At 71.2% G+C, this 19,592-nt stretch carries 17 protein-coding genes; 16 read left to right on the top strand and 1 reads right to left on the bottom strand.

What is annotated here, in order from left to right; translation table 11 throughout:
- The first annotated feature begins 51 nt into the window (after positions 1-51).
- Complete coding sequence (locus RUR_RS05360; RefSeq protein ID WP_283133730.1) at positions 52-684, top strand: L,D-transpeptidase family protein; 633 nt, start codon at positions 52-54, stop codon at positions 682-684.
- A gap of 366 nt (positions 685-1,050) precedes the next feature.
- Positions 1,051-1,440 carry an SAV_6107 family HEPN domain-containing protein gene (locus tag RUR_RS05355; RefSeq protein ID WP_283133729.1) on the top strand — a complete coding sequence of 130 codons (390 nt, stop codon included), beginning with the start codon at positions 1,051-1,053 and terminating at the stop codon, positions 1,438-1,440.
- Positions 1,441-1,680: 240 nt separating this feature from the next.
- Here RUR_RS05355 and bldD read toward each other — a convergent pair whose 3' ends face one another.
- Entirely contained in the window at positions 1,681-2,175 is a 495-nt protein-coding gene (gene bldD / locus RUR_RS05350; protein ID WP_283133728.1) for a transcriptional regulator BldD, read from the bottom strand.
- A 426-nt stretch (positions 2,176-2,601) separates the two neighbouring features.
- Here bldD and pyrR point away from each other — a divergent pair, with 426 nt between their 5' ends.
- The 14 genes from pyrR (at position 2,602) to RUR_RS05280 (ending at position 19,592) form a co-directional block, all read left to right on the top strand.
- Positions 2,602-3,162 (top strand): bifunctional pyr operon transcriptional regulator/uracil phosphoribosyltransferase PyrR, encoded by a 561-nt coding sequence (pyrR, locus tag RUR_RS05345; protein WP_283133727.1) that lies wholly within the window; start codon positions 2,602-2,604, stop codon positions 3,160-3,162.
- Positions 3,159-4,097, top strand: coding sequence for an aspartate carbamoyltransferase catalytic subunit (locus RUR_RS05340; protein WP_283133726.1), 939 nt, complete (start codon positions 3,159-3,161; stop codon positions 4,095-4,097). Before pyrR ends, RUR_RS05340 begins: the two co-directional genes overlap by 4 nt.
- Positions 4,094-5,461: a dihydroorotase gene (locus tag RUR_RS05335; protein ID WP_283133725.1), complete on the top strand. Its 1,368-nt coding sequence runs from the start codon at positions 4,094-4,096 to the stop codon at positions 5,459-5,461. Before RUR_RS05340 ends, RUR_RS05335 begins: the two co-directional genes overlap by 4 nt.
- Before the next feature lie 34 nt (positions 5,462-5,495).
- Entirely contained in the window at positions 5,496-6,638 is a 1,143-nt protein-coding gene (carA, locus tag RUR_RS05330; RefSeq protein WP_283133724.1) for a glutamine-hydrolyzing carbamoyl-phosphate synthase small subunit, read from the top strand.
- Positions 6,639-9,932 carry a carbamoyl-phosphate synthase large subunit gene (gene carB / locus RUR_RS05325; RefSeq protein WP_283133723.1) on the top strand — a complete coding sequence of 1,098 codons (3,294 nt, stop codon included), beginning with the start codon at positions 6,639-6,641 and terminating at the stop codon, positions 9,930-9,932.
- 153 nt (positions 9,933-10,085) lie between these two features.
- Complete coding sequence (locus tag RUR_RS05320; RefSeq protein ID WP_283134017.1) at positions 10,086-10,886, top strand: dihydroorotate dehydrogenase electron transfer subunit; 801 nt, start codon at positions 10,086-10,088, stop codon at positions 10,884-10,886.
- 8 nt (positions 10,887-10,894) lie between these two features.
- Positions 10,895-11,842, top strand: a complete 948-nt coding sequence (locus RUR_RS05315) for a dihydroorotate dehydrogenase (RefSeq protein ID WP_283133722.1) — start codon at positions 10,895-10,897, stop codon at positions 11,840-11,842.
- Positions 11,839-12,540, top strand: a complete 702-nt coding sequence (gene pyrF / locus RUR_RS05310; protein WP_283133721.1) for an orotidine-5'-phosphate decarboxylase — start codon at positions 11,839-11,841, stop codon at positions 12,538-12,540. Before RUR_RS05315 ends, pyrF begins: the two co-directional genes overlap by 4 nt.
- Before the next feature lie 535 nt (positions 12,541-13,075).
- Entirely contained in the window at positions 13,076-13,399 is a 324-nt protein-coding gene (mihF, locus tag RUR_RS05305) for an integration host factor, actinobacterial type (RefSeq protein ID WP_283133720.1), read from the top strand.
- A 50-nt stretch (positions 13,400-13,449) separates the two neighbouring features.
- A complete protein-coding gene (gmk, locus tag RUR_RS05300; protein WP_428846974.1) occupies positions 13,450-14,055 on the top strand; it encodes a guanylate kinase in 606 nt (201 codons plus the stop codon).
- A gap of 146 nt (positions 14,056-14,201) precedes the next feature.
- The gene (gene rpoZ / locus RUR_RS05295) at positions 14,202-14,465 is read left to right on the top strand and encodes a DNA-directed RNA polymerase subunit omega (protein WP_283133718.1); all 264 of its coding nucleotides are present in this window, start codon (positions 14,202-14,204) and stop codon (positions 14,463-14,465) included.
- A gap of 12 nt (positions 14,466-14,477) precedes the next feature.
- Positions 14,478-15,707 carry a bifunctional phosphopantothenoylcysteine decarboxylase/phosphopantothenate--cysteine ligase CoaBC gene (coaBC, locus tag RUR_RS05290; RefSeq protein ID WP_283133717.1) on the top strand — a complete coding sequence of 410 codons (1,230 nt, stop codon included), beginning with the start codon at positions 14,478-14,480 and terminating at the stop codon, positions 15,705-15,707.
- 140 nt (positions 15,708-15,847) lie between these two features.
- Positions 15,848-17,041: a methionine adenosyltransferase gene (gene metK, locus RUR_RS05285; RefSeq protein ID WP_283133716.1), complete on the top strand. Its 1,194-nt coding sequence runs from the start codon at positions 15,848-15,850 to the stop codon at positions 17,039-17,041.
- A gap of 472 nt (positions 17,042-17,513) precedes the next feature.
- Positions 17,514-19,592: a primosomal protein N' gene (locus RUR_RS05280; protein WP_283133715.1), complete on the top strand. Its 2,079-nt coding sequence runs from the start codon at positions 17,514-17,516 to the stop codon at positions 19,590-19,592.

The following is a 19,592-nucleotide window of genomic DNA, read 5'->3' as shown; positions in this document are numbered from 1 at the left end:
GTCAGGTCGTACGTTACATTCACCGAACCCGCGCCCTTCACCGCTCCGCAGGTGAAGTTGAAGCTGGGCGCCAAGGGTGCCGCGGTCAAGCAGCTCCAGACGCGGCTGAAGGAGCTCGGCTACGAGCCGGGCAAGATCGACGGTCGGTACGGCGGTGCCACCATGACCGCGGTCTGGGCGTTCCAGAAGGTGCAGGGCATCAAGCCGTCGAGCACCGTGGCGTCCAAGACCTGGCAGGCACTGGAGGAGCCGGTGGCGCCCAAGCCGCTGGTTCCGCGGGGGAAGCCGGATCGGGCCGAGGTGGACCTCACCCGTCAGCTGCTCTTCCTGTACAAGGGGGGTGAGGTCATCCTGATCAGTCACGTCTCCTCGGGCAGCGGCGTCCCGTACACCGAGAAGACGGTCTGGCAGGGGCAGGAGCGGATCTTCCGGGGTGACTCGAAGACTCCGCCGGGGAACTTCAAGACCACCTGGCGCCGGTCGGGCTGGCACAAGTCCTACCTGGGTGAGCTCTACAACCCGATCTTCTTCAACGGAGGGATCGCCTTCCACGGCGCGCTCTCCGTCCCGCTCTATCCGGCCTCCCACGGCTGCGTGCGCCTCCCGATGCACGTGGCCGAGGAGCTGCCGAAGCTGCTCGGCACGGGCGTGCCGGTGCATGTACGGCGCACGGCGCGCGCCTGAGGTGACGCGTTCGAATGGCCCCGTCCGGCAGGACGGGGCCATTCTTTTACCTTCGACATCGAACCCTTGTTCGTGGTCACCTTGACTTGATCATGTGATCGAATCTATGTTCGATCCAGTTGCGCGGAGCTCGCGGTCCGCGCCGGGGAAGTGGGCCTGAAAAGCACGGTCCTGCGGCCGGGCGGGGAGAGGGGAAGCTCCTCGTCCGGTGCCGCCGGACACCGGATTCCACGGGAAATGTCAGTGCCGCCCGTGTGACTGAGTCAAGGTGCAGGCCATAACCAGGGAGGCTGCCACATGGCTCATGACGTGAACGGCCGGTCCCACGGACCGGGACGGCCACGAGTGTCCCCCAATGTGCCGATCATGCTTACCGACGCCCGCGCGCTGCTGGCCGACGCGGCCGTTGCGCGTACCCCCGCGGACCGTTATCTGGCGGCGCATCTGGCCGCGCTCAAGGGAGCGGCGGCGCTGCTGGCGGCGCGGGCCGCGCCGGTGGGGGCGGGCAGGCGAAAACTGAGGAGCGCCTGGGAGCAGCTTCCCGGCGCCGCACCGGAGTTGCGCGAGTGGGCGACCTACTTCGCGGCGAGCGCGCTCAAACGGGCCTCGATCGAGGCGGGCGCGATCCGCACGGTGAGCGGTGAGGACGCGGCGGAGCTGCTGCGGGAGGCGGACGCCTTCGTCACCGCGGTGGAGGGCGTGCTGGGCGTCTGCGGCCAGCCCTCGCTCCCCATGACGATCCCGCTGGCCGGCTGAACCGCACGGTGGCGGGTGTCCCCGCCGCCGCCCGGACGACAGGACGCCCGGGCATGCCGGGACGCCGCCGTGCCGGACGACTCCGGCCGGATTCCACGGCCGGTACGGCTTCGCCGGGTGTCCGCGTCATCGGCCCCGAGCCGGACCCCTCGCGATCCGGGACGGGTGGACCCCTCGGGCAGTTCGCTGCCCGAGAGGGCCTTGAGGTGGCGGGCGGACGCCCGGCGAATCAGGTGACGATCAGAACGATTCGACGGCCCGGCGGGCCTCGGCGTCCAGGACTCCCCAGCTGATGAGCTCTTCGGTGAGCTCCGTGGGGGACTTGTCATAGATCACGGCAAGTGAACGAAGGTCCTCCTGGCGGATGGAGAGCACCTTGCCGTTGTAGTCGCCCCGCTGGCTCTGAATCGTGGCCGCGTAGCGGGCGAGCGGACCGGCCTTCTCCTTCGGCAGTGCTGCGAGTCTCTCCAGGTCGATGACGAGCTTGGGTGTCGGACCAAGCGGACTCGGGGACGCTCCGCCGGGCAGCAGCTCCGATACCGGCACTCCGTAGAAATCGGCGAGCTCGGCGAGCTTCTGCACGGTGACCGCGCGATCCCCGCGTTCATACGATCCGACGACCACGGCCTTCCAGCGGCCGCGGGACTTCTCCTCGACTCCATGCAAGGAGAGGCCCTGCTGGGTACGGATGGCACGGAGTCGTCCACCCAGCGACTTTGCATACTCAGACGGCATGGTTATGGCCCCCCGGCTTTCAAGGCGTGTTGTCTCAATCGAATTGTGTGTCTCCTCACCAGAGGCCACGAATCCGGCAGTCGGCCCATACCTCAAGTGTCGTACTTCTTCACTCTAGGCACCATCGGTGAGTGGCCGTCTGGGTTTACCCGGGATCGTCGCAAGGTGTGGTTACGGACAGTGACGGTAAAGCGGTGGACGCCCAAGGTCAAGCTGATTGGAAAAATGATGGCGAATCATGTCCAGTCCACCCTTGTACTGGTCCTCCCACTACAGCCGGTTAGGCATGTCCGTCAAATCCTCGTAAAGCATGAGATGAGCAGTGTCGGCCCAGGTCGCGGCATACGTGAGGGCGACGGGCTGGTAGCGTTAAGCGACCGACAACCTTTAAGACCCGTCCTGTGAGGCGGGAAAGGTGGTGATGTGATGGATGTTGCCCGGAATCAGGTCGAGCGAGCCGTCTTGGAGGCTCCCGACATCGGGCGGGCGCTGACCCGTATCGCCCATGAGATCTTGGAACGCACCAAGGGCGGCAAGGACATCCTCCTGCTCGGGATCCCCACGCGTGGCGCCGTGCTCGCCCGCAGGCTCGCCGAGAAGATCGAACAGGTGGAGGGGCTCACCCCGCGGGTGGGCACGCTCGACGTGACGATGTACCGCGACGACCTCCGCCTCAAGCCCGCCCGGGCCCTCGGCCGTACCGAACTCCCGGGGGACGGCGTCGACGACCGGATCGTCGTGCTCGTGGACGACGTGCTCTACTCCGGCCGCACCGTGCGCGCCGCGCTCGACGCGCTGAACGACGTGGGACGACCCCGCGCGGTCCAGCTCGCGGTGCTGGTCGACCGGGGCCATCGGGAGCTGCCCATCCGCGCCGACTACGTCGGCAAGAACCTGCCCACCTCCCGGTCGGAGACCGTCAAGGTCTTCGCCGAGGAGATCGACGGAAGGGACGCCGTGCTCTTGATCAAGGGAGGTGGCGGGTGAGACGTCACCTGATCTCGGCCGCGGATCTCACCCGAGAGGACGCGCTCCTCATCCTGGACACGGCCGACGAGCTCGCCCGGGTCTCCGAACGGTCGATCAAGAAGCTCCCCACCCTGCGGGGCCGGACGGTCGTCAACCTCTTCTTCGAGGACTCCACCAGGACCCGGATCTCGTTCGAGGCGGCGGCCAAGCGCCTCTCCGCCGATGTGATCAACTTCTCCGCCAAGGGGTCCAGTGTCTCCAAGGGCGAGTCGCTCAAGGACACCGCGCTCACCCTGGAGGCGATGGGCGCCGACGCGGTGGTCATCCGGCACAGCGCCTCCGGTGCCCCGCACCGTCTCTCCAACTGGGTGCGGGGCAGTGTGGTCAACGCCGGCGACGGCACCCACGAGCACCCCACCCAGGCCCTGCTCGACGCGTTCACCATGCGGCGGCGCCTGGGCTCCCTGGAGGGCCGCTGCGTGACGATCGTGGGGGACATCCTGCACAGCAGGGTCGCCCGCTCCAACGTGTTGCTGCTTTCCACGCTCGGCGCCAAGGTCACCCTGGTGGCCCCGCCGACACTGCTCCCGGTGGCGGTGGACTCCTGGCCCTGCGAGGTCTCCTACGACTTCGACGAGGTGCTGCCCAAGACCGACGTGGTGATGATGCTGCGCGTCCAGCGGGAGCGGATGAACGCCGCCTACTTCCCCACCGAGCGGGAGTACAGCCGCCGCTACGGCCTGGACCGGGAGCGGCTCGCCCGGATGCCGCAGGACGCGATCGTCATGCATCCCGGCCCGATGATCCGGGGCATGGAGATCGCGGCGGAGGTGGCCGACTCCGCCCGCTCCACGATCGTGGAACAGGTCGCCAACGGGGTGACCGTACGTATGGCCGTTCTGTATCTGCTGCTCGGGGGCTCCGAGCCCGCGATCGGGAAGGAAACCGAGTGAGTGAGGCAGGCGCCGGGCGGAGCTCCGGCGAAATCCTGATCAAGGGTGCGCGGATCCTCGGCGGTGAGCCGCAGGACATTCTTCTCAAGGACGGCCGGATCGCCGGGATCGGCTCGGGTCTGGCCGGTTCCCCCGGCGCCGAGGTGGTCGACGCGGCGAATCTGATCGCGCTTCCCGGCCTGGTGGACCTGCACACGCACCTGCGCGAGCCGGGCCGCGAGGACGCCGAGACGGTCGCCTCCGGTACGGCCGCCGCGGCGCTGGGCGGGTACACCGTGGTCCACGCGATGGCCAACACCTCCCCGGTCGCCGACACGGCCGGCGTGGTGGAGCAGGTGTGGCGGCTCGGCCGGCAGGCGGGGCACTGCGACGTCCAGCCGGTCGGCGCGGTCACCGTGGGCCTGAACGGGACGCATCTGGCCGAGCTCGGGGCGATGGCCGACTCCGCGGCCGGCGTCCGGGTCTTCTCCGACGACGGCAGGTGCGTCTCGGACGCCGTGCTCATGCGCCGGGCGCTGGAGTACGTGAAGGCCTTCGACGGCGTGGTGGCCCAGCACGCCCAGGAGCCGAGGCTGACCGAGGGGGCCCAGCTCAACGAGGGCCGCATGTCGGCGGAGCTCGGGCTGGCGGGCTGGCCCGCGGTCGCCGAGGAGGCGATCATCGCCAGGGACTGCCTGCTGGCCGCGCACGTCGGCTCCCGGCTGCACGTCTGCCATGTCTCGACCGCCGGATCGGTGGAGATCGTCCGGTGGGCCAAGTCCAAGGGATGGCAGGTGACCTGCGAGGTGACCCCACACCACCTGATCCTCACCGACGAGCTCGCCGCCTCCTACGACCCGATCTACAAGGTGAACCCGCCGCTGCGCACCGCCGACGACGTCCGGGCCCTGCGGGAGGCGCTGGCCGACGGCACGATCGACGCGGTCGCCACCGACCACGCCCCGCACCCGGTGGAGGACAAGGAGACCGAGTGGGCGGCCGCGGCGATGGGCATGATCGGCCTGGAGACCGCGCTCTCGGTGGTGCAGCACGCCATGGTCGACACCGGCCTGCTCGACTGGGCGGGGGTGGCGGACCGGATGGCCTACCGCCCGGCGGTGATCGGCCGGCTGGACGGGCACTCGGAGAGCCCGGGCCAGCCGCTCCGCGTCGGCGCCCCGGCGAGCCTCACGCTCTACGACCCGTCGGTCAGCCGCCCGGTGGACCCGGGGGAGATGGCGTCCAAGAGCAGGAACACCCCGTACGCCGGGATGGTCCTGCCCGGCCGGGTGGTCGCCACGTTCCTGCGCGGCCGTCCCACGGTCCTCGACGGCAAGCTCACCGGCCCGGTTTCGGGGGCAGAGACGGGGGAGTCGTCGAAATGAGCGGATATTTCGGGATTATTGGGGAGGTCACGGCGTGAGCCGGGTTGATTCGCAGGACACCGCGAGGCTCATCCTGGAGGACGGGACGGTCTACCGCGGCACGGCGTACGGCGCGCGCGGCGAGACCTACGGCGAGATGGTCTTCAACACCGGCATGACCGGATATCAGGAGACCCTCACCGATCCGTCGTACCACCGGCAGATCGTGGCCATGACGGCACCGCACATCGGCAACACCGGGGTCAACGAGGAAGACCCCGAGAGCCGCCGGATCTGGGTGGCCGGCTACGTCGTGCGCGAGCCGTCCCGGGTGTCGAGCAACTGGCGGGCCACCGCCTCCCTGGAGGATCGGCTCCGGCAGGAGGGCGTCGTCGGCATCGCGATGCGGGGCACCCGCGCGCTCACCCGCAGGCTCCGTGAGCACGGGGCGATGCGCGCGGGCGTGTTCAGCGGGGACTTCGCCGGCCGGGACACCGAGGAGCTCCTCGCCAAGGTCCGGCAGAGCCCGGACATGCTCGGCGCCGACCTCGCCCGCGAGGTGAGCACGCGCGAGCCGTACCTGGTCAAGGCGATCGGCGAGCGGCGCTTCACCGTCGCCGCCGTGGACCTGGGGATCAAGGCGATGACGCCGTACCGGATGGCGCAGCGCGGCTGCGACGTGCACGTCCTGCCCGCGGAGAGCACCGCCGAGGAGATCCTCGCGCTTGGCACCGACGGCGTGTTCTTCTCCAACGGCCCCGGCGACCCCGCGGCGGCCGGCTACGCGGTGGACGCCCTGCGCGGCGTCCTGGACGCGGGGAAGCCGTTCTTCGGCATCTGCTTCGGGAACCAGATGCTCGGGCGGGCGCTCGGGCTGCCGACCTACAAGCTCCGGTACGGGCACCGCGGCGTCAACCAGCCGGTCCAGGACCGGGTGACCGGGCGGGTGCACATCACCAGCCACAACCACGGGTTCGCCGTCGAGGCGCCGACGGACGGGCCGTTCGACACGCCGTACGGGCGCGCCGAGGTCAGCCACGTCAACCTCAACGACGGCTGCGTCGAGGGGCTGCGGCTCCTGGACCGCCCGGCGTTCAGCGTGCAGTACCACCCCGAGGCCGCGGCCGGTCCGCACGACGCCGCCGGGCTCTTCGACCGGTTCTGTGAGCTCATGCAGAGTGCGAAGGGGGTCAAGTAGATGCCGAAGCGGACCGACATCTCGTCAATCCTGGTGATCGGCTCCGGTCCGATCGTCATCGGGCAGGCGGCCGAGTTCGACTACTCGGGCACGCAGGCCTGCCGCATCCTGCGGGCCGAGGGCTTCCGGGTCATCCTGATCAACAGCAACCCGGCGACGATCATGACGGACCCGGAGTTCGCCGACGCCACCTACGTCGAGCCGATCACCCCCGAGTTCGTCGAGAAGATCATCGCCAAGGAGCGGCCGGACGCCCTGCTGCCCACCCTCGGCGGGCAGACGGCGCTCAACACCGCGGTCGCCCTGCACGAGTCCGGGGTCCTCGCCGAGTACGGCGTCGAGCTGATCGGCGCCGACATCGACGCGATCCAGGCCGGGGAGAACCGGCGGCTCTTCAAGGAGATCGTCGCCAAGGTCGCCGACGAGCAGGGGCTCAACGCCGAATCCGCGCGGAGCGTCATCTGCCACACCATGGAGGAGTGCCTGGCGGCCGCCGGGTCCCTCGGCTACCCCATGGTGGTGCGCCCCTCCTTCACCATGGGCGGCGCCGGCTCGGGCATGGCCTACGACGAGGAGGGGCTGCGGCGCATCGCCGGATCCGGCCTGGACGCCTCGCCCACCAGCGAGGTGCTGCTGGAGGAGTCCATCCTCGGGTGGAAGGAGTACGAGCTCGAGGTCATGCGGGACCGCCACGACAACGTGGTGATCGTCTGCTCCATCGAGAACCTGGACCCGATGGGCGTGCACACCGGCGACTCGATCACCGTGGCGCCCGCCCTGACGCTGACCGACCGCGAGTACCAGAACATGCGGGACGTGGCGATCGCCGTCATCCGCGAGGTCGGGGTGGACACCGGCGGCTGCAACATCCAGTTCGCCGTGCACCCCGGCACCGGCCGCATGATCGTCATTGAGATGAACCCGCGGGTGTCCCGGTCGAGCGCGCTGGCCTCCAAGGCCACCGGCTTCCCGATCGCCAAGATCGCGGCCAAGCTGGCCATCGGCTACACCCTGGACGAGATCCCCAACGACATCACCAAGGAGACCCCGGCCTCCTTCGAGCCCACCCTCGACTACGTCGTGGTGAAGGTGCCGAGGTTCGCCTTCGAGAAGTTCGCCGGAGCCGACCCGACGCTCACCACGCACATGAAGTCGGTCGGCGAGGCCATGGCGATCGGCCGGTCCTTCCCCGAAGCCCTGCAGAAGGCGCTGCGCTCCCTGGAACGCAAGGGCTCCTCCTTCAGCTGGGCGGGGGAGCCGGGGGACAAGGCGGCCCTCCTGGAAGCGGTGCGCACCCCGCACGAGGGGCGCCTGCAGGCCGTCATGGCGGCCTTCCGGGCCGGGGCCACGGCACAGGAGCTACACGAGGCCACCCGGATCGACCCGTGGTTCCTGGACCAGCTGCAGGCGATCGACGAAGTGGCGACCAGGCTGGCCGACCCCGGCCACACCCTGGCCGACCTGGAGACCGCCAAGGGCTTCGGCTTCAGCGACGCCCAGATCGCCGAGATCGTCGGCCTGACCGAGAGCCGGATCCGGGAGATCCGGCACGAGAACGGCATCCGGCCCGTCTACCACACGGTGGACACCTGCGCCGCCGAGTTCGCCGCGCGCACGCCGTACCTCTACTCCACCTACGACGAGGAGACCGAGGTCCCCACCGGGGACCGGCAGAAGGTCATCATCCTCGGCAGCGGGCCCAACCGGATCGGGCAGGGCATCGAGTTCGACTACGCGTGCGTGCACGCCTCCTTCGAGCTGTCGGCCGCCGGATACGAGACCGTCATGGTCAACTGCAACCCCGAGACGGTGAGCACCGACTACGACACCTCCGACCGGCTGTACTTCGAGCCGCTCACCCTGGAGGACGTGCTGGAGATCGTGCACGCCGAGCGGCTCACCGGCCCGGTGGCGGGCGTGATCGTACAGCTCGGTGGGCAGACCCCGCTCGGTCTGGCCCAGGCCCTCAAGGACGCGGGGGTGCCGATCGTCGGCACCTCGCCGGAGTCGATCCACCTCGCCGAGGAGCGCGGCGCCTTCGGGCGGGTGCTGGCCGAGGCCGGGCTCACCGCGCCCCGGCACAGCACCGCGGTCACCGCCGCGCAGGCGCAGGAGATCGCCGACGAGATCGGGTACCCGGTCCTGGTCCGGCCCTCCTACGTGCTCGGCGGGGCCGGGATGGCGATCGTCTACGACGACGAGACCCTCCGGGCCTACATGGGCCGCGCCGCGACCGACTCCGAGCACCCCGTCCTGATCGACAAGTTCCTGGACGAGGCGATCGAGATCGACGTGGACGCCCTCTACGACGGCGAGGAGCTCTACCTGGCCGGGGTGATGGAGCACATCGAGGAGGCCGGGATCCACTCGGGCGACTCGGCGTGCGCGCTGCCCCCGATCACCCTCGGCGGGAACGACGTCAAGCGCATCCGCGCGGCGACCGAGGCGATCGCCCGCGGGGTGGGCGTCCGCGGCCTGATCAACGTGCAGTACGCGATGTCGGCGGGCGTCCTGTACGTCCTGGAGGCCAACCCGCGCGCCAGCCGTACCGTGCCGTTCGTCTCCAAGGCGACGGCCGTCCCCCTGGCCAAGGCCGCCGCCCGGGTCATGATGGGGAGCACGATCGCCGGCCTGCGCGCGCAGGGCCTGCTGCCCGAGCGGGGGGACGGCGGGACCCTGCCCTTCGACGCGCCCATCGCGGTCAAGGAGGCGGTCCTCCCCTTCGACCGGTTCCGCGGCGTGGACATCGTGCTCGGGCCGGAGATGCGCTCCACCGGCGAGGTGATGGGCTTCGACGAGTTCTTCGGTACGGCGTACGCCAAGTCGCAGGCCGCCGCGTACGGCTCGCTGCCCACCAAGGGCCGCGCGTTCGTCTCGGTCGCCAACCGGGACAAGCGGTCGATGATCTTCCCGGTGAAGGCCCTCGCCGACCTCGGGTTCGAGATTCTCGCGACCGAGGGGACCGCCGAGGTACTGCGCCGCAACGGAGTCCGTGCCAAGATCGTGCGCAAGCACAGCGCGGGCGAAGGCGCGGACGGCGAGCCGACGATCGTGCGGCGCATTCTGGACGGCGAGGTCGACCTGATCGTCAACACACCCTTCGGCAGCCCCGGGCAGTCCGGGCCCCGGCTCGACGGGTACGAGATCAGGACGGCCGCCGTGCTGCGGGGCATCCCCTGCGTCACCACCGTCCAGGGCCTCGCCGCGGCCGTCCAGGGCATCCAGGCGATCGCCGCCGGGGGCGTGGGCGTACGGTCGCTCCAGGAGCACGCGCGTGCGCTGCGAGGCACGTGAGTGAGTTCGAGACCCGACGGCGGGGAGGCCGGTGTGCGCGTAACCGCGACCGCGCCGGCCGCCCCTGTCCGGGGAGGTGAGTGAAGGCCCGTGGCCCCCGTACAGGTGACCGGCACGGTTCTGACGATCCGCCAGGTCGACGCCTACCACGCGATGACCGTCGTCGCCCCGGGCATCGCCGAGCGCTTCAAGGCCGGTCACTTCACGGCGGTCGCCGTCGGCGGCGCGGAGACCTCCATGCTGCTGCGCAGGTGCCTGTCGATCCACGACGTGAAGCCGGACTACGGGGGCACCGTCGAGCTCGTCTTCTCGGTCCAGGGGCGGGGGACCGCCTGGCTCGCCGACCGGCGGGTCCGGGACAGCCTCGACCTGGTCGGCCCGCTCGGGCGGCCGTTCCCGCTCCCCCGGGACCCGGTGCACTGCCTGCTGGTCGGATCGGGGTACGGCTCGGCGCCGCTCTTTCCGCTCGCCGACGCGCTCCAGGCGCGCGGGTGCCGGGTGGACTTCATCCTCGGCGCGCCGTCGGCCGACCGGGTCTTCGGCGCCCTGCGGGCCCGGCGGATGGGGGAGACGACCACCCTCACCACCGACGACGGGTCGCTCGGCATGCGCGGCAGCGTCACCGACATGCTGCCCCACGTGATCGCCGACTCCCAGGCCGACGTGGTCTACGCCTGCGCGCCGATGGCCGTGCTCCGGTCCGTGGCGGCCGTGGCCGCGCGGCATGGGATCCCGGCGATGGTCTCCGTCGAGGAGGCCATGGCGTGCGGGATCGGGGTCTGCATGAGCTGTGTGCTGCCGGTGGTCGGCGACGACGGGATCACCCGGCTCGTCCGCTCGTGCGTGGACGGGCCGGTCTTCCGCGGTGAGCGGGTCCGCTTCGACGACGTCGGCACCATTCCCTTCGACGCGCTCGGGGCCCCGGGCGGACGGCTCGCCGAGGCCGGTCCGTGAGCCCCGACATGCGCGCGCGTCTGGCCCACGTCGAGCTCGCCAACCCGGTCCTGACGGCCTCCGGGTGCGCCGCCTTCGGACGGGAGCTCTCCCAGTTCTTCGACGTCTCCCGGCTCGGCGCGGTGGTCACCAAGTCCGTCACCCTCGCCCCGCGGGCGGGACGGCCCACCCCGCGGGTGGCCGAGACCCCCTCGGGCATGCTCAACTCGGTGGGGCTGCAGGGACCGGGCGTGGAGGCGTTCCTCCGGCGCGACCTGCCCTGGCTGACGGCGCACGGGGTGCCGGTGGTGGTCTCGATCGCGGGGAGCAGCGTCGCCGAGTACGCCGAGCTCGCCCGGCGCGTCTCGGCCGAGTCCGGGGTGGCCGCCGTCGAGGTCAACCTGTCCTGCCCGAACGTGGAGGACCGGGGGAGGCGGTTCGCCTCCGACGCGGGCGCCGCCTCCGACGTGGTCTCCGCCGTCCGGACGCACTGCCGGTTCGACGTCCCGGTCTTCGCCAAGCTCTCCGCCGACGTCACCGACGTGGTCCCCATCGCCAAGGCGTGCGTGGACGCCGGGGCCGAGGGGCTCTCGATGATCAACACGATCCTCGGCATGGCCGTGGACGTGGACACCATGCGCCCCAGCCTCGCCGGGGGGACGGGTGGCCTTTCCGGGCCCGCGGTGCGCCCGGTTGCCGTACGCTGCATCTGGCAGGTCTACGCGGCCCTTCCCGGGGTGCCCATCATCGGCATGGGCGGCGTTGCGACGGGCCGCGACGCCCTTGAGCTGATCCTCGCGGGAGCTTGTGTCGTCTCTGTCGGAACAGCCATATTTCATGATCCATACGCTTGCATCCGCATTCTCCGTGAGCTTGAGGAACTGCTGGAGCAGCGGGGTGTCGAGCGCCTGTCCGACGCGATCGGACTGGCCCACCGTGCCCTGCCTCGACATAGAACTGAGGAGAACCACCTGTGACGCCTGCCCCCATCGCCGTGGCCCTGGACGCACCCGATCTGGAGACCGCGGCACGCTGGGCCAGCCTGGTCACCCCGCACGTCAGCACCGTCAAAGTCGGCCTCGAGCTCTACCTGCGCTACGGGCCGGACGTGATCGCCTCGGTCAAGGGGGCGAGCGGGGTGAAGATCTTTCTCGACCTCAAACTGCACGACATCCCCAACACCGTCGCCGGGGCCGCGCGGGCCGTGGCCAGGCTCCGCCCGGCCATCCTCACCGTCCACGCGGCCGGGGGACCGGCCATGATCCGGGCTGCCGCGGAGGCCGCCCCCCAGTCCGACATCGCGGCCGTGACGGTCCTCACCTCGCTTTCGGAGGGCGAGCTGGAGGCCGTGGGGCTGGCCGGTCCGGCGCTCGACGCGGCGCGGCGTCTGGCGGCCCTGGCGGTCGGCGCGGGCGCCAGGGCGATCGTGTGCTCGCCTCAGGAGGTCGCGGCCGTCCGCGCCGAGGTGGGGCCGGACATCACGCTGATCACCCCCGGGGTACGGCCGACCGGCGCGGCCAGCCAGGACCAGGCTCGGGTGGCCACCCCGGAGCAGGCCCTCGCCGACGGCGCGGACCTGCTCGTGATCGGGCGGCCCATCACCGGGGCGGCCGATCCGGGTGCCGCCGCCGCCGCGATCGCAGCCGCCCTGCGGCGCGAGCAGACGCATCGCTGAGCCGTGTGGTTTACCGGTCCGCGCGCCGGAATGCCGGCTCGGCGGGCGCCCCGGGAAGGGCCTCGGAACGGTTTCTGACAACGAGATCGGTCGCCGGGGCCGGGCGAGTCAACCCCGAGACGTTCCCGCCGGGTGCCGGGGCACACCCGGGAGCCGTTCGAGGTGATCGCTGAACGGCGAGCATAGCAGGGTTCCGCATTGGTAGATCATCGTTTACGCGAGGAGGGGCCGGGCCGTGGATCACGATCCCCGTGACACCCGGGTGTCGACTCCGAGTCAAGGGGCGGGCTGCTCCCGAAGGCCGTTTCCCGGCGTGTCGCGGACGTGTTCGCTGATAGCGAAAAAAGCCTATCGCGCCTGGAAATCGCCATTAAACGCCCACAAATATCGACGGAGAGTAGTTTGATCTTCGCTAAGCGTGCTTGAGTAGATTTTTTGCTGCAAGAAACAGGTCATGACGTTGCCTGACAGGGCATAGACCAGCTAGTTTCCCCTCCCGTCCGAGTACATCCACAGAAATTCGAGGTGACCCGGCGTGGCTCTTCCTCCCCTGACCCCCGAGCAGCGCGCCGCAGCCCTGGAGAAGGCTGCCAAAGCTCGCCGTGAGCGTGCCGAGGTCAAGAACCGGCTAAAGCACGGCGCGATCTCTCTGGCTGAGGTGCTCAAAGAGGGGCAGGCCGACGACGTCGTCGGCAAGATGAAGGTGTCGGCACTGTTGGAGTCGCTGCCTGGCGTGGGCAAGGTGCGCGCCAAGCAGATCATGGAGCGTCTCGGTATCGCCGAGTCCCGTCGCGTGCGGGGTCTCGGGGCGAACCAGCGGGCCGCTCTTGAGCGGGAGTTCGGCGGCGCTGAGCGCTGATCCGGATTCCGGCGAAATCGGGGGTGTGAGTGACCGGTCCAACCTGGCCCGTGCAGGACGGTTCTGAGCCTGTGGAGCCGAGTGGCGGTCCCAGCACGTCCGCTAGGCGCCTGACGGTGCTCTCAGGGCCGTCAGGCGTCGGCAAGTCCACGGTTGTCGCCGAGTTCCGGCGGGCGCACCCGCAGGTGTGGCTGTCGGTCTCGGTGACCACCAGGAAGCCCCGTCCCGGGGAAACGGACGGGGTCGAGTACCACTTCGTCGACGACGACGCCTTCGGGCGTCTCGTCGACGACGACGAGTTGCTGGAGTGGGCGGAGTTCGCCGGGAACCGGTACGGCACCCCGCGCGGCCCCGTGCTCGAACGGCTGGCCGCGGGCCTGCCCACGCTGCTGGAGATCGACATCCAGGGCGCCCGGCAGGTGCGGGCGTCGATGCCGGAGGCGCTCCTGGTCTTCCTCGCCCCGCCCTCGTGGGAGGAGCTGGAGGCCCGGCTGCGCGGCCGCGGCACCGAGCCCGAGGACGTCATCCGGCGGCGGCTGGAGGCCGGGCGGGTCGAGATGGCGGCCGAGAAGGAGTTCGACGTCACCCTGGTGAACCACTCCGTCCGGCAGGTGTGCGGCGAACTGATCTCGCTGTTCCTGTCCAACAGCCGCTGAGGCGTCCCCGCGATCGGGATTCGGGTGTGCGGGGAGTTTTCCCGCCCCACCGCTTGACAAGCGCGTCCGGGACGTATTCCGGCGGCTGGTAGCCTTACGCTTGCGACGAACAATCGTCAGCGAAAACGTCGAGGGAAAGGCCGAACGTGGCAGGCGCCGCCCCGATTGCCTTGGGCATCACCAATCCGCCGATCGACGATCTGCTCGGCGTGATCGACAGCAAGTACTCTCTCGTGATCATGGGTGCCAAGCGGGCGCGTCAGATCAACGCCTACTACTCCCAGCTCGGCGAGGGCCTGCTGGAGTACGTGGGGCCCCTGGTGGAGACCCACGCCCAGGAGAAGCCGCTCTCCATCGCGCTCCGCGAGGTGCGCGAGGGTCTGCTGACCTCCGAGCCGGTCGAGGGCTAGGCCGCCTCCCGCGTGAGCCCGAGCCGTCCCGGCGGTCCGGATCGCCGTACCCGGGTCGTCCTGGGGGTGGGCGCCGGGATCGCCGCCTACAAGGCCTGTGAGCTGCTCCGCCTGTTCACCGAGTCCGGGTTTTCGGTACGGGTCGTCCCGACCGCGGACGCCCTGCGCTTCGTGGGGCAGCCGACCTGGGAGGCCCTCTCCGGGACGAAGGTGACGACCGACGTCTGGCAGGACGTCCCCGAGGTGCCCCACGTGCGGCTCGGCCAGGAGGCCGACCTGCTGGTCGTGGCCCCGGCCACGGCGGACCTGCTCGCCAAGGCGGCGCACGGTCTCGCCGGGGACCTGCTCACCGGCACCCTGCTCACCGCCCGCTGCCCGGTGGTCTTCGCTCCCGCGATGCACACCGAGATGTGGGAGCACCCGGCCACCCGGGCCAACGTGGCCACCCTGCGCGACCGGGGCTGTGTCGTCGTCGACCCGGCCGTCGGCCGGCTCACCGGGGCCGACACCGGCCCGGGGCGGCTCCCGGACCCCGCGGAGATCTACGAGGTCTGCCGCCGGGTGCTCGCCGGACGCGGCCCCGACCTGGCCGGCCGGCACGTGGTCGTTTCGGCGGGGGGCACCCGCGAGGCGCTGGACCCGGTCCGTTTCCTCGGCAACCGCTCCTCGGGGCTGCAGGGCTACGCGCTCGCCCGTACGGCGGCGGCGCGGGGCGCCCGGGTCACCCTGGTCGCGGCGAACGTCGCGCTCCCGGACCCGGCCGGCGTCACCGTGGTACGGGTCGGCTCCGCCCTGGAACTCCGTTCCGCGGTCCTGGCGGCCGCCGCCGACGCCGACGCGGTGGTCATGGCCGCCGCGGTGGCCGACTTCCGCCCGGCGGACCGGCTGGCCACCAAGATTAAGAAAACGGACGGCGACCCCGAACCCATCTATCTGGTAAAAAATCCGGATATACTTGCTGAGATATCTCAAGAACGGCAGATACCGGGTCAGGTGATCGTCGGCTTCGCCGCCGAGACCGACGACGTCCTCGCCAACGGCCGGGCCAAGCTCGAACGCAAGGGCTGCGACCTGCTCGTGGTCAACCGGGTGGGGGACGGGATCGCCTTCGGCACCCCGGACAACGCCGCGACGATCCTCGCCGCCGGAGGGGACCCGGTCGAGGTGCCCCGCGGCCCCAAGGACGACCTCGCCGACGCCGTCTGGGACCGGGTCGTGCCCCGGCTCGCGTCCATCCCGTGAAACAAGTGATCGGCATGTGGACGCTGCCACCGAAGAACACCCCAAAGGGCTACACTCAATCAGGCCTTCAAGCCCACCCGTGAGGGCGCCAGCCTGCACAACCCCAAAACGCCAGCAGCCGCTGCATGAGGAGCTACCCGTTGTCTCGTCGCCTGTTCACCTCAGAATCGGTCACCGAGGGTCACCCGGACAAGATAGCCGACCAGATCAGTGACGCGATTCTCGACGCCATGCTCAAGGACGACCCCAAGAGCCGGGTCGCCGTCGAGACGCTGATCACGACCGGTCAGGTCCATGTCGCCGGTGAGGTGACGACGGGGACGTACATCGACATCCCCGGTGTCATCCGCGAGAAGATCCTGGAGATCGGCTACAACGCCTCCAACAAGGGCTACGACGGGGCCTCCTGCGGCGTGTCCGTCTCCATCGGTTCGCAGTCCCCCGACATCGCGCAGGGCGTCGACACGGCCTACGAGCACCGGGTGGGTGACGCGGGCGACGACCTCGACCGCCAGGGCGCCGGCGACCAGGGCCTGATGTTCGGGTACGCCTGCCGCGAGACCCCCGAGCTGATGCCGCTCCCGATCATGCTCGCCCACCGGCTCGCCCGCCGCCTCGCCGACGTGCGCAAGAACGGCACCGTGCCCTACCTGCGCCCCGACGGCAAGACCCAGGTCACCATCGAGTACGACGGCGACCGCCCGGTCCGCCTCGACACCGTGGTCGTCTCGACCCAGCACGCCCCCGAGATCGACCTGAAGGAGATGCTCGCCCCCGACATGCGCGAGCACGTCGTCGAGCCGATCCTGGCCGACCTCGACATCGACTTCGAGGGCTACCGCCTGCTGGTCAACCCGACCGGCCGCTTCGAGATCGGCGGCCCGATGGGCGACGCCGGGCTCACCGGCCGTAAGATCATCATCGACACCTACGGCGGCATGGCCCGCCACGGTGGCGGCGCCTTCTCCGGCAAGGACCCGTCCAAGGTCGACCGCTCCGCCGCCTACGCGATGCGCTGGGTCGCCAAGAACCTGGTCGCCGCCGAGCTCGCCGACCGCTGCGAGGTCCAGGTCGCCTACGCCATCGGCAAGGCGCAGCCCGTCGGCCTCTTCCTGGAGTGCTTCGGCACCGAGAAGCTTCCGGTCGGCAAGCTCCAGGAAGCCGTTCTGGAGGTCTTCGACCTGCGGCCCGCGGCGATCATCCGCGACCTCGACCTGCTTCGCCCGATCTACTCGCAGACCGCCTCCTACGGCCACTTCGGCCGCGAGGAGCCCAACTTCACCTGGGAGCTGACCGACCGGGTCGACGCCCTCCGCACCATCACCGGCATCTGACAGCCGTCTCACCCGGGCCGTGCCGGGTGCTTTGATTCGATCGTGGTGGTCGACGCCGTACGTGTGGCGCCGACCACCACGTTTTTTGTGCACGTTCTGTGTGCGGCCAGACCGTTGCGACGCCGGAGAGGTGTGGACGGCGTCGGCCGCAGCCTGCGCCGCGTGATCGTCGTGGTGTGCGCACCCTGAAGGGTGCGGAGAACGCAACGATCATGGGAGGACGAGGGCGCGGCCGGGGTGGGGGTTTGCCGGCTGATCGTTGTGGTGTGTGTGCCATGGGGGGCGCGGAGAGCGCAAGGATCATGAGAGGGGTGGGATGTGACCGGGGTACGGGCTGCGCCGCGTGATCGTTGCGGTGTGCGCGCCTTCGAGGGTGCGGACGGCGCAATGATCACGGGGTGGCGGGGCTTGGCCGCGGAGCTGGTGCCGGGTGATGGCGCGGATCGTCGGGGGGATCTGGTAGGACGGGGGCGTGAGTGAGGATGAGGCGCTGACGCTGCCCGGGGTCGGGGCCAAAGGCTCGGCTCGGGCGGCTCCGCGCAAGGCCACGGCGCGGAAAGGGGCGCTCGAACCCGCCGAGCGGGCCCCGGTCGCCCGGGTGGCCGTCGACGTCCAGCTCCCGCACCTGGACCGCCTCTTCGACTATCGGGTACCGGCCACGATGGACGGGACCGCCGTCCCCGGGTGCCGGGTCAGGGTCCGGTTCGCCGGGCAGCTCGTCGACGGGTACCTGATCGAGCGGACCGACCGGAGCGAGTTCGAGGGGCGCCTGGCCTTCCTGGACCGCGTGGTCTCCGCCGAGCCCGTACTCACCGAGGAGGTGACGGCGCTCGCCAGGGCGACGGCCGACCGCTACGCGGGGACCCTCGCCGACGTCCTCCGGCTCGCGGTGCCGCCCCGGCACGCCAAGGCCGAGGCCGAGCCGGGCGTGGAGCCCGCGGCCCGGCCCGGGGCCCCGCAGGCCGGACCCTGGACGGCCTACCTGAACGGGCCCTCCTTCCTCCGCGCCGTCACCGCCGGTCAGGCGCCACGGGCCGTCTGGACGGCGCTCCCCGGTGCCGGGGCGGGCGGGCCCACCTGGCCCGCGGCCGTCGCGACCGCGGTCCAGGCCGCCCTCGCGGGGGGCAGAGGCGCCCTGGTCGTCGTCCCCGACGGGAAGGACGTCGCACTCGTCTCCGCCGCGATGGCGCACCTGCCGCACGAGGCGCTCACCGCGGGTCTCGGCCCCGCGGAACGGTACCGGCGCTGGCTCCGGGTGCTCCGCGGTGAGCGGCGGGCGGTCGTCGGGACCCGGGCGGCCGTGTTCGCCCCCGTCCGCGACCTCGGGCTGGTGGTGCTCTGGGACGACGGGGACGACGTGCACGCCGAACCGCACGCGCCGTACCCGCACGCCCGGGAGGTGCTCGCCCTGCGTGCCCACCGGATCGGGGCCGCCGCCCTCATCGGCGGCCACACCCGTACCGCCGAGGCCACCGCGATGATCGGCTCCGGGTGGGCGCACCCCCTCGTCGCGGCCCGGGAGACGATCAGGCGGAACATGCCCTCGGTCCGGCCGGTCGGCGCGGACGGGGAACTCGCCCGGGACGAGGCGGCGCGGCAGGCCAGGCTGCCGACCCTGGCCTGGCGGGCGCTGCGCGCGGGGCTGACCTCGGGTCCGGTGCTGGTGCAGGTGCCGCGGCGCGGCTACCTCCCGGCCCTCGCCTGTCAGAACTGCCGTGCCCCCGCACGCTGCCGGCAGGCCCCGTTCCGGCCGGGGGGTGCGGGCGGGCCCGGCGAGGAGGCCGTCTGCCACGGTGTGCTGGCGCTGCGGACGGGCCACGCGGCGCCGTACTGCCGCTGGTGCGGGCGTATCGCGGCCGACTGGAGCTGCCCGGCCTGCGGCGGGCGGCGGATCCGCGCCACGGTGGTGGGGGCGCGGCGGACCGCCGAGGAGCTCGGCCGGGCCTTTCCCGGGACACCGGTCCGGACCTCGGGGCGGGACGGGATCCTGGACCGGGTCGGCACGGACCCCGCTTTGATCGTCGCCACCCCGGGCGCCGAGCCGGTGCCCGAGGGCGGGTACGCGGCCGCGGTCCTGCTCGACGGATGGGCGCTGCTCGGCCGGCCCGACCTGCGCGCCACCGAGGAGGCGCTGCGCCGCTGGATGAACGCCGCCGCGCTGACCCGCCCCGGCGCCACCGTGGTCGTGCTGGCCGACGCCGCAGGGGCCACCGTCCAGGCGCTGGTGCGGTGGGATCCGGTCACCCACGCCGAGCGGGAGCTCGCCGAACGGGCCGAACTGGGGTTTCCCCCCGCGGTGCGGATGGCGGCGCTCACCGGGTCGCCCTCGGCCGTCCGGGAGCTGCTCGACGGCGCCGAACTCCCTCCCGCGGCCCAGGTCCTCGGCCCCGTCCCCGTCGGCGACGACGGCCAGGAGCGCGCCCTGGTGCGGGTCGGCCGCGGTGAGGGTACGGCGCTCGCGCGCGCCCTCAAGGGCGCCGTCGGCGTCCGCTCAGCCCGTAAGGCCCCCGACCTGGTCCGAGTCCGCATAGACCCCTTGGAGCTCATCTAA

This window comes from Rhizohabitans arisaemae (assembly GCF_025996515.1).
Lineage (GTDB): Bacteria > Actinomycetota > Actinomycetes > Streptosporangiales > Streptosporangiaceae > Rhizohabitans > Rhizohabitans arisaemae.
Note: the sequence above shows the minus strand (reverse complement) of the source record. Positions and strands in the feature narration are given on the sequence as shown.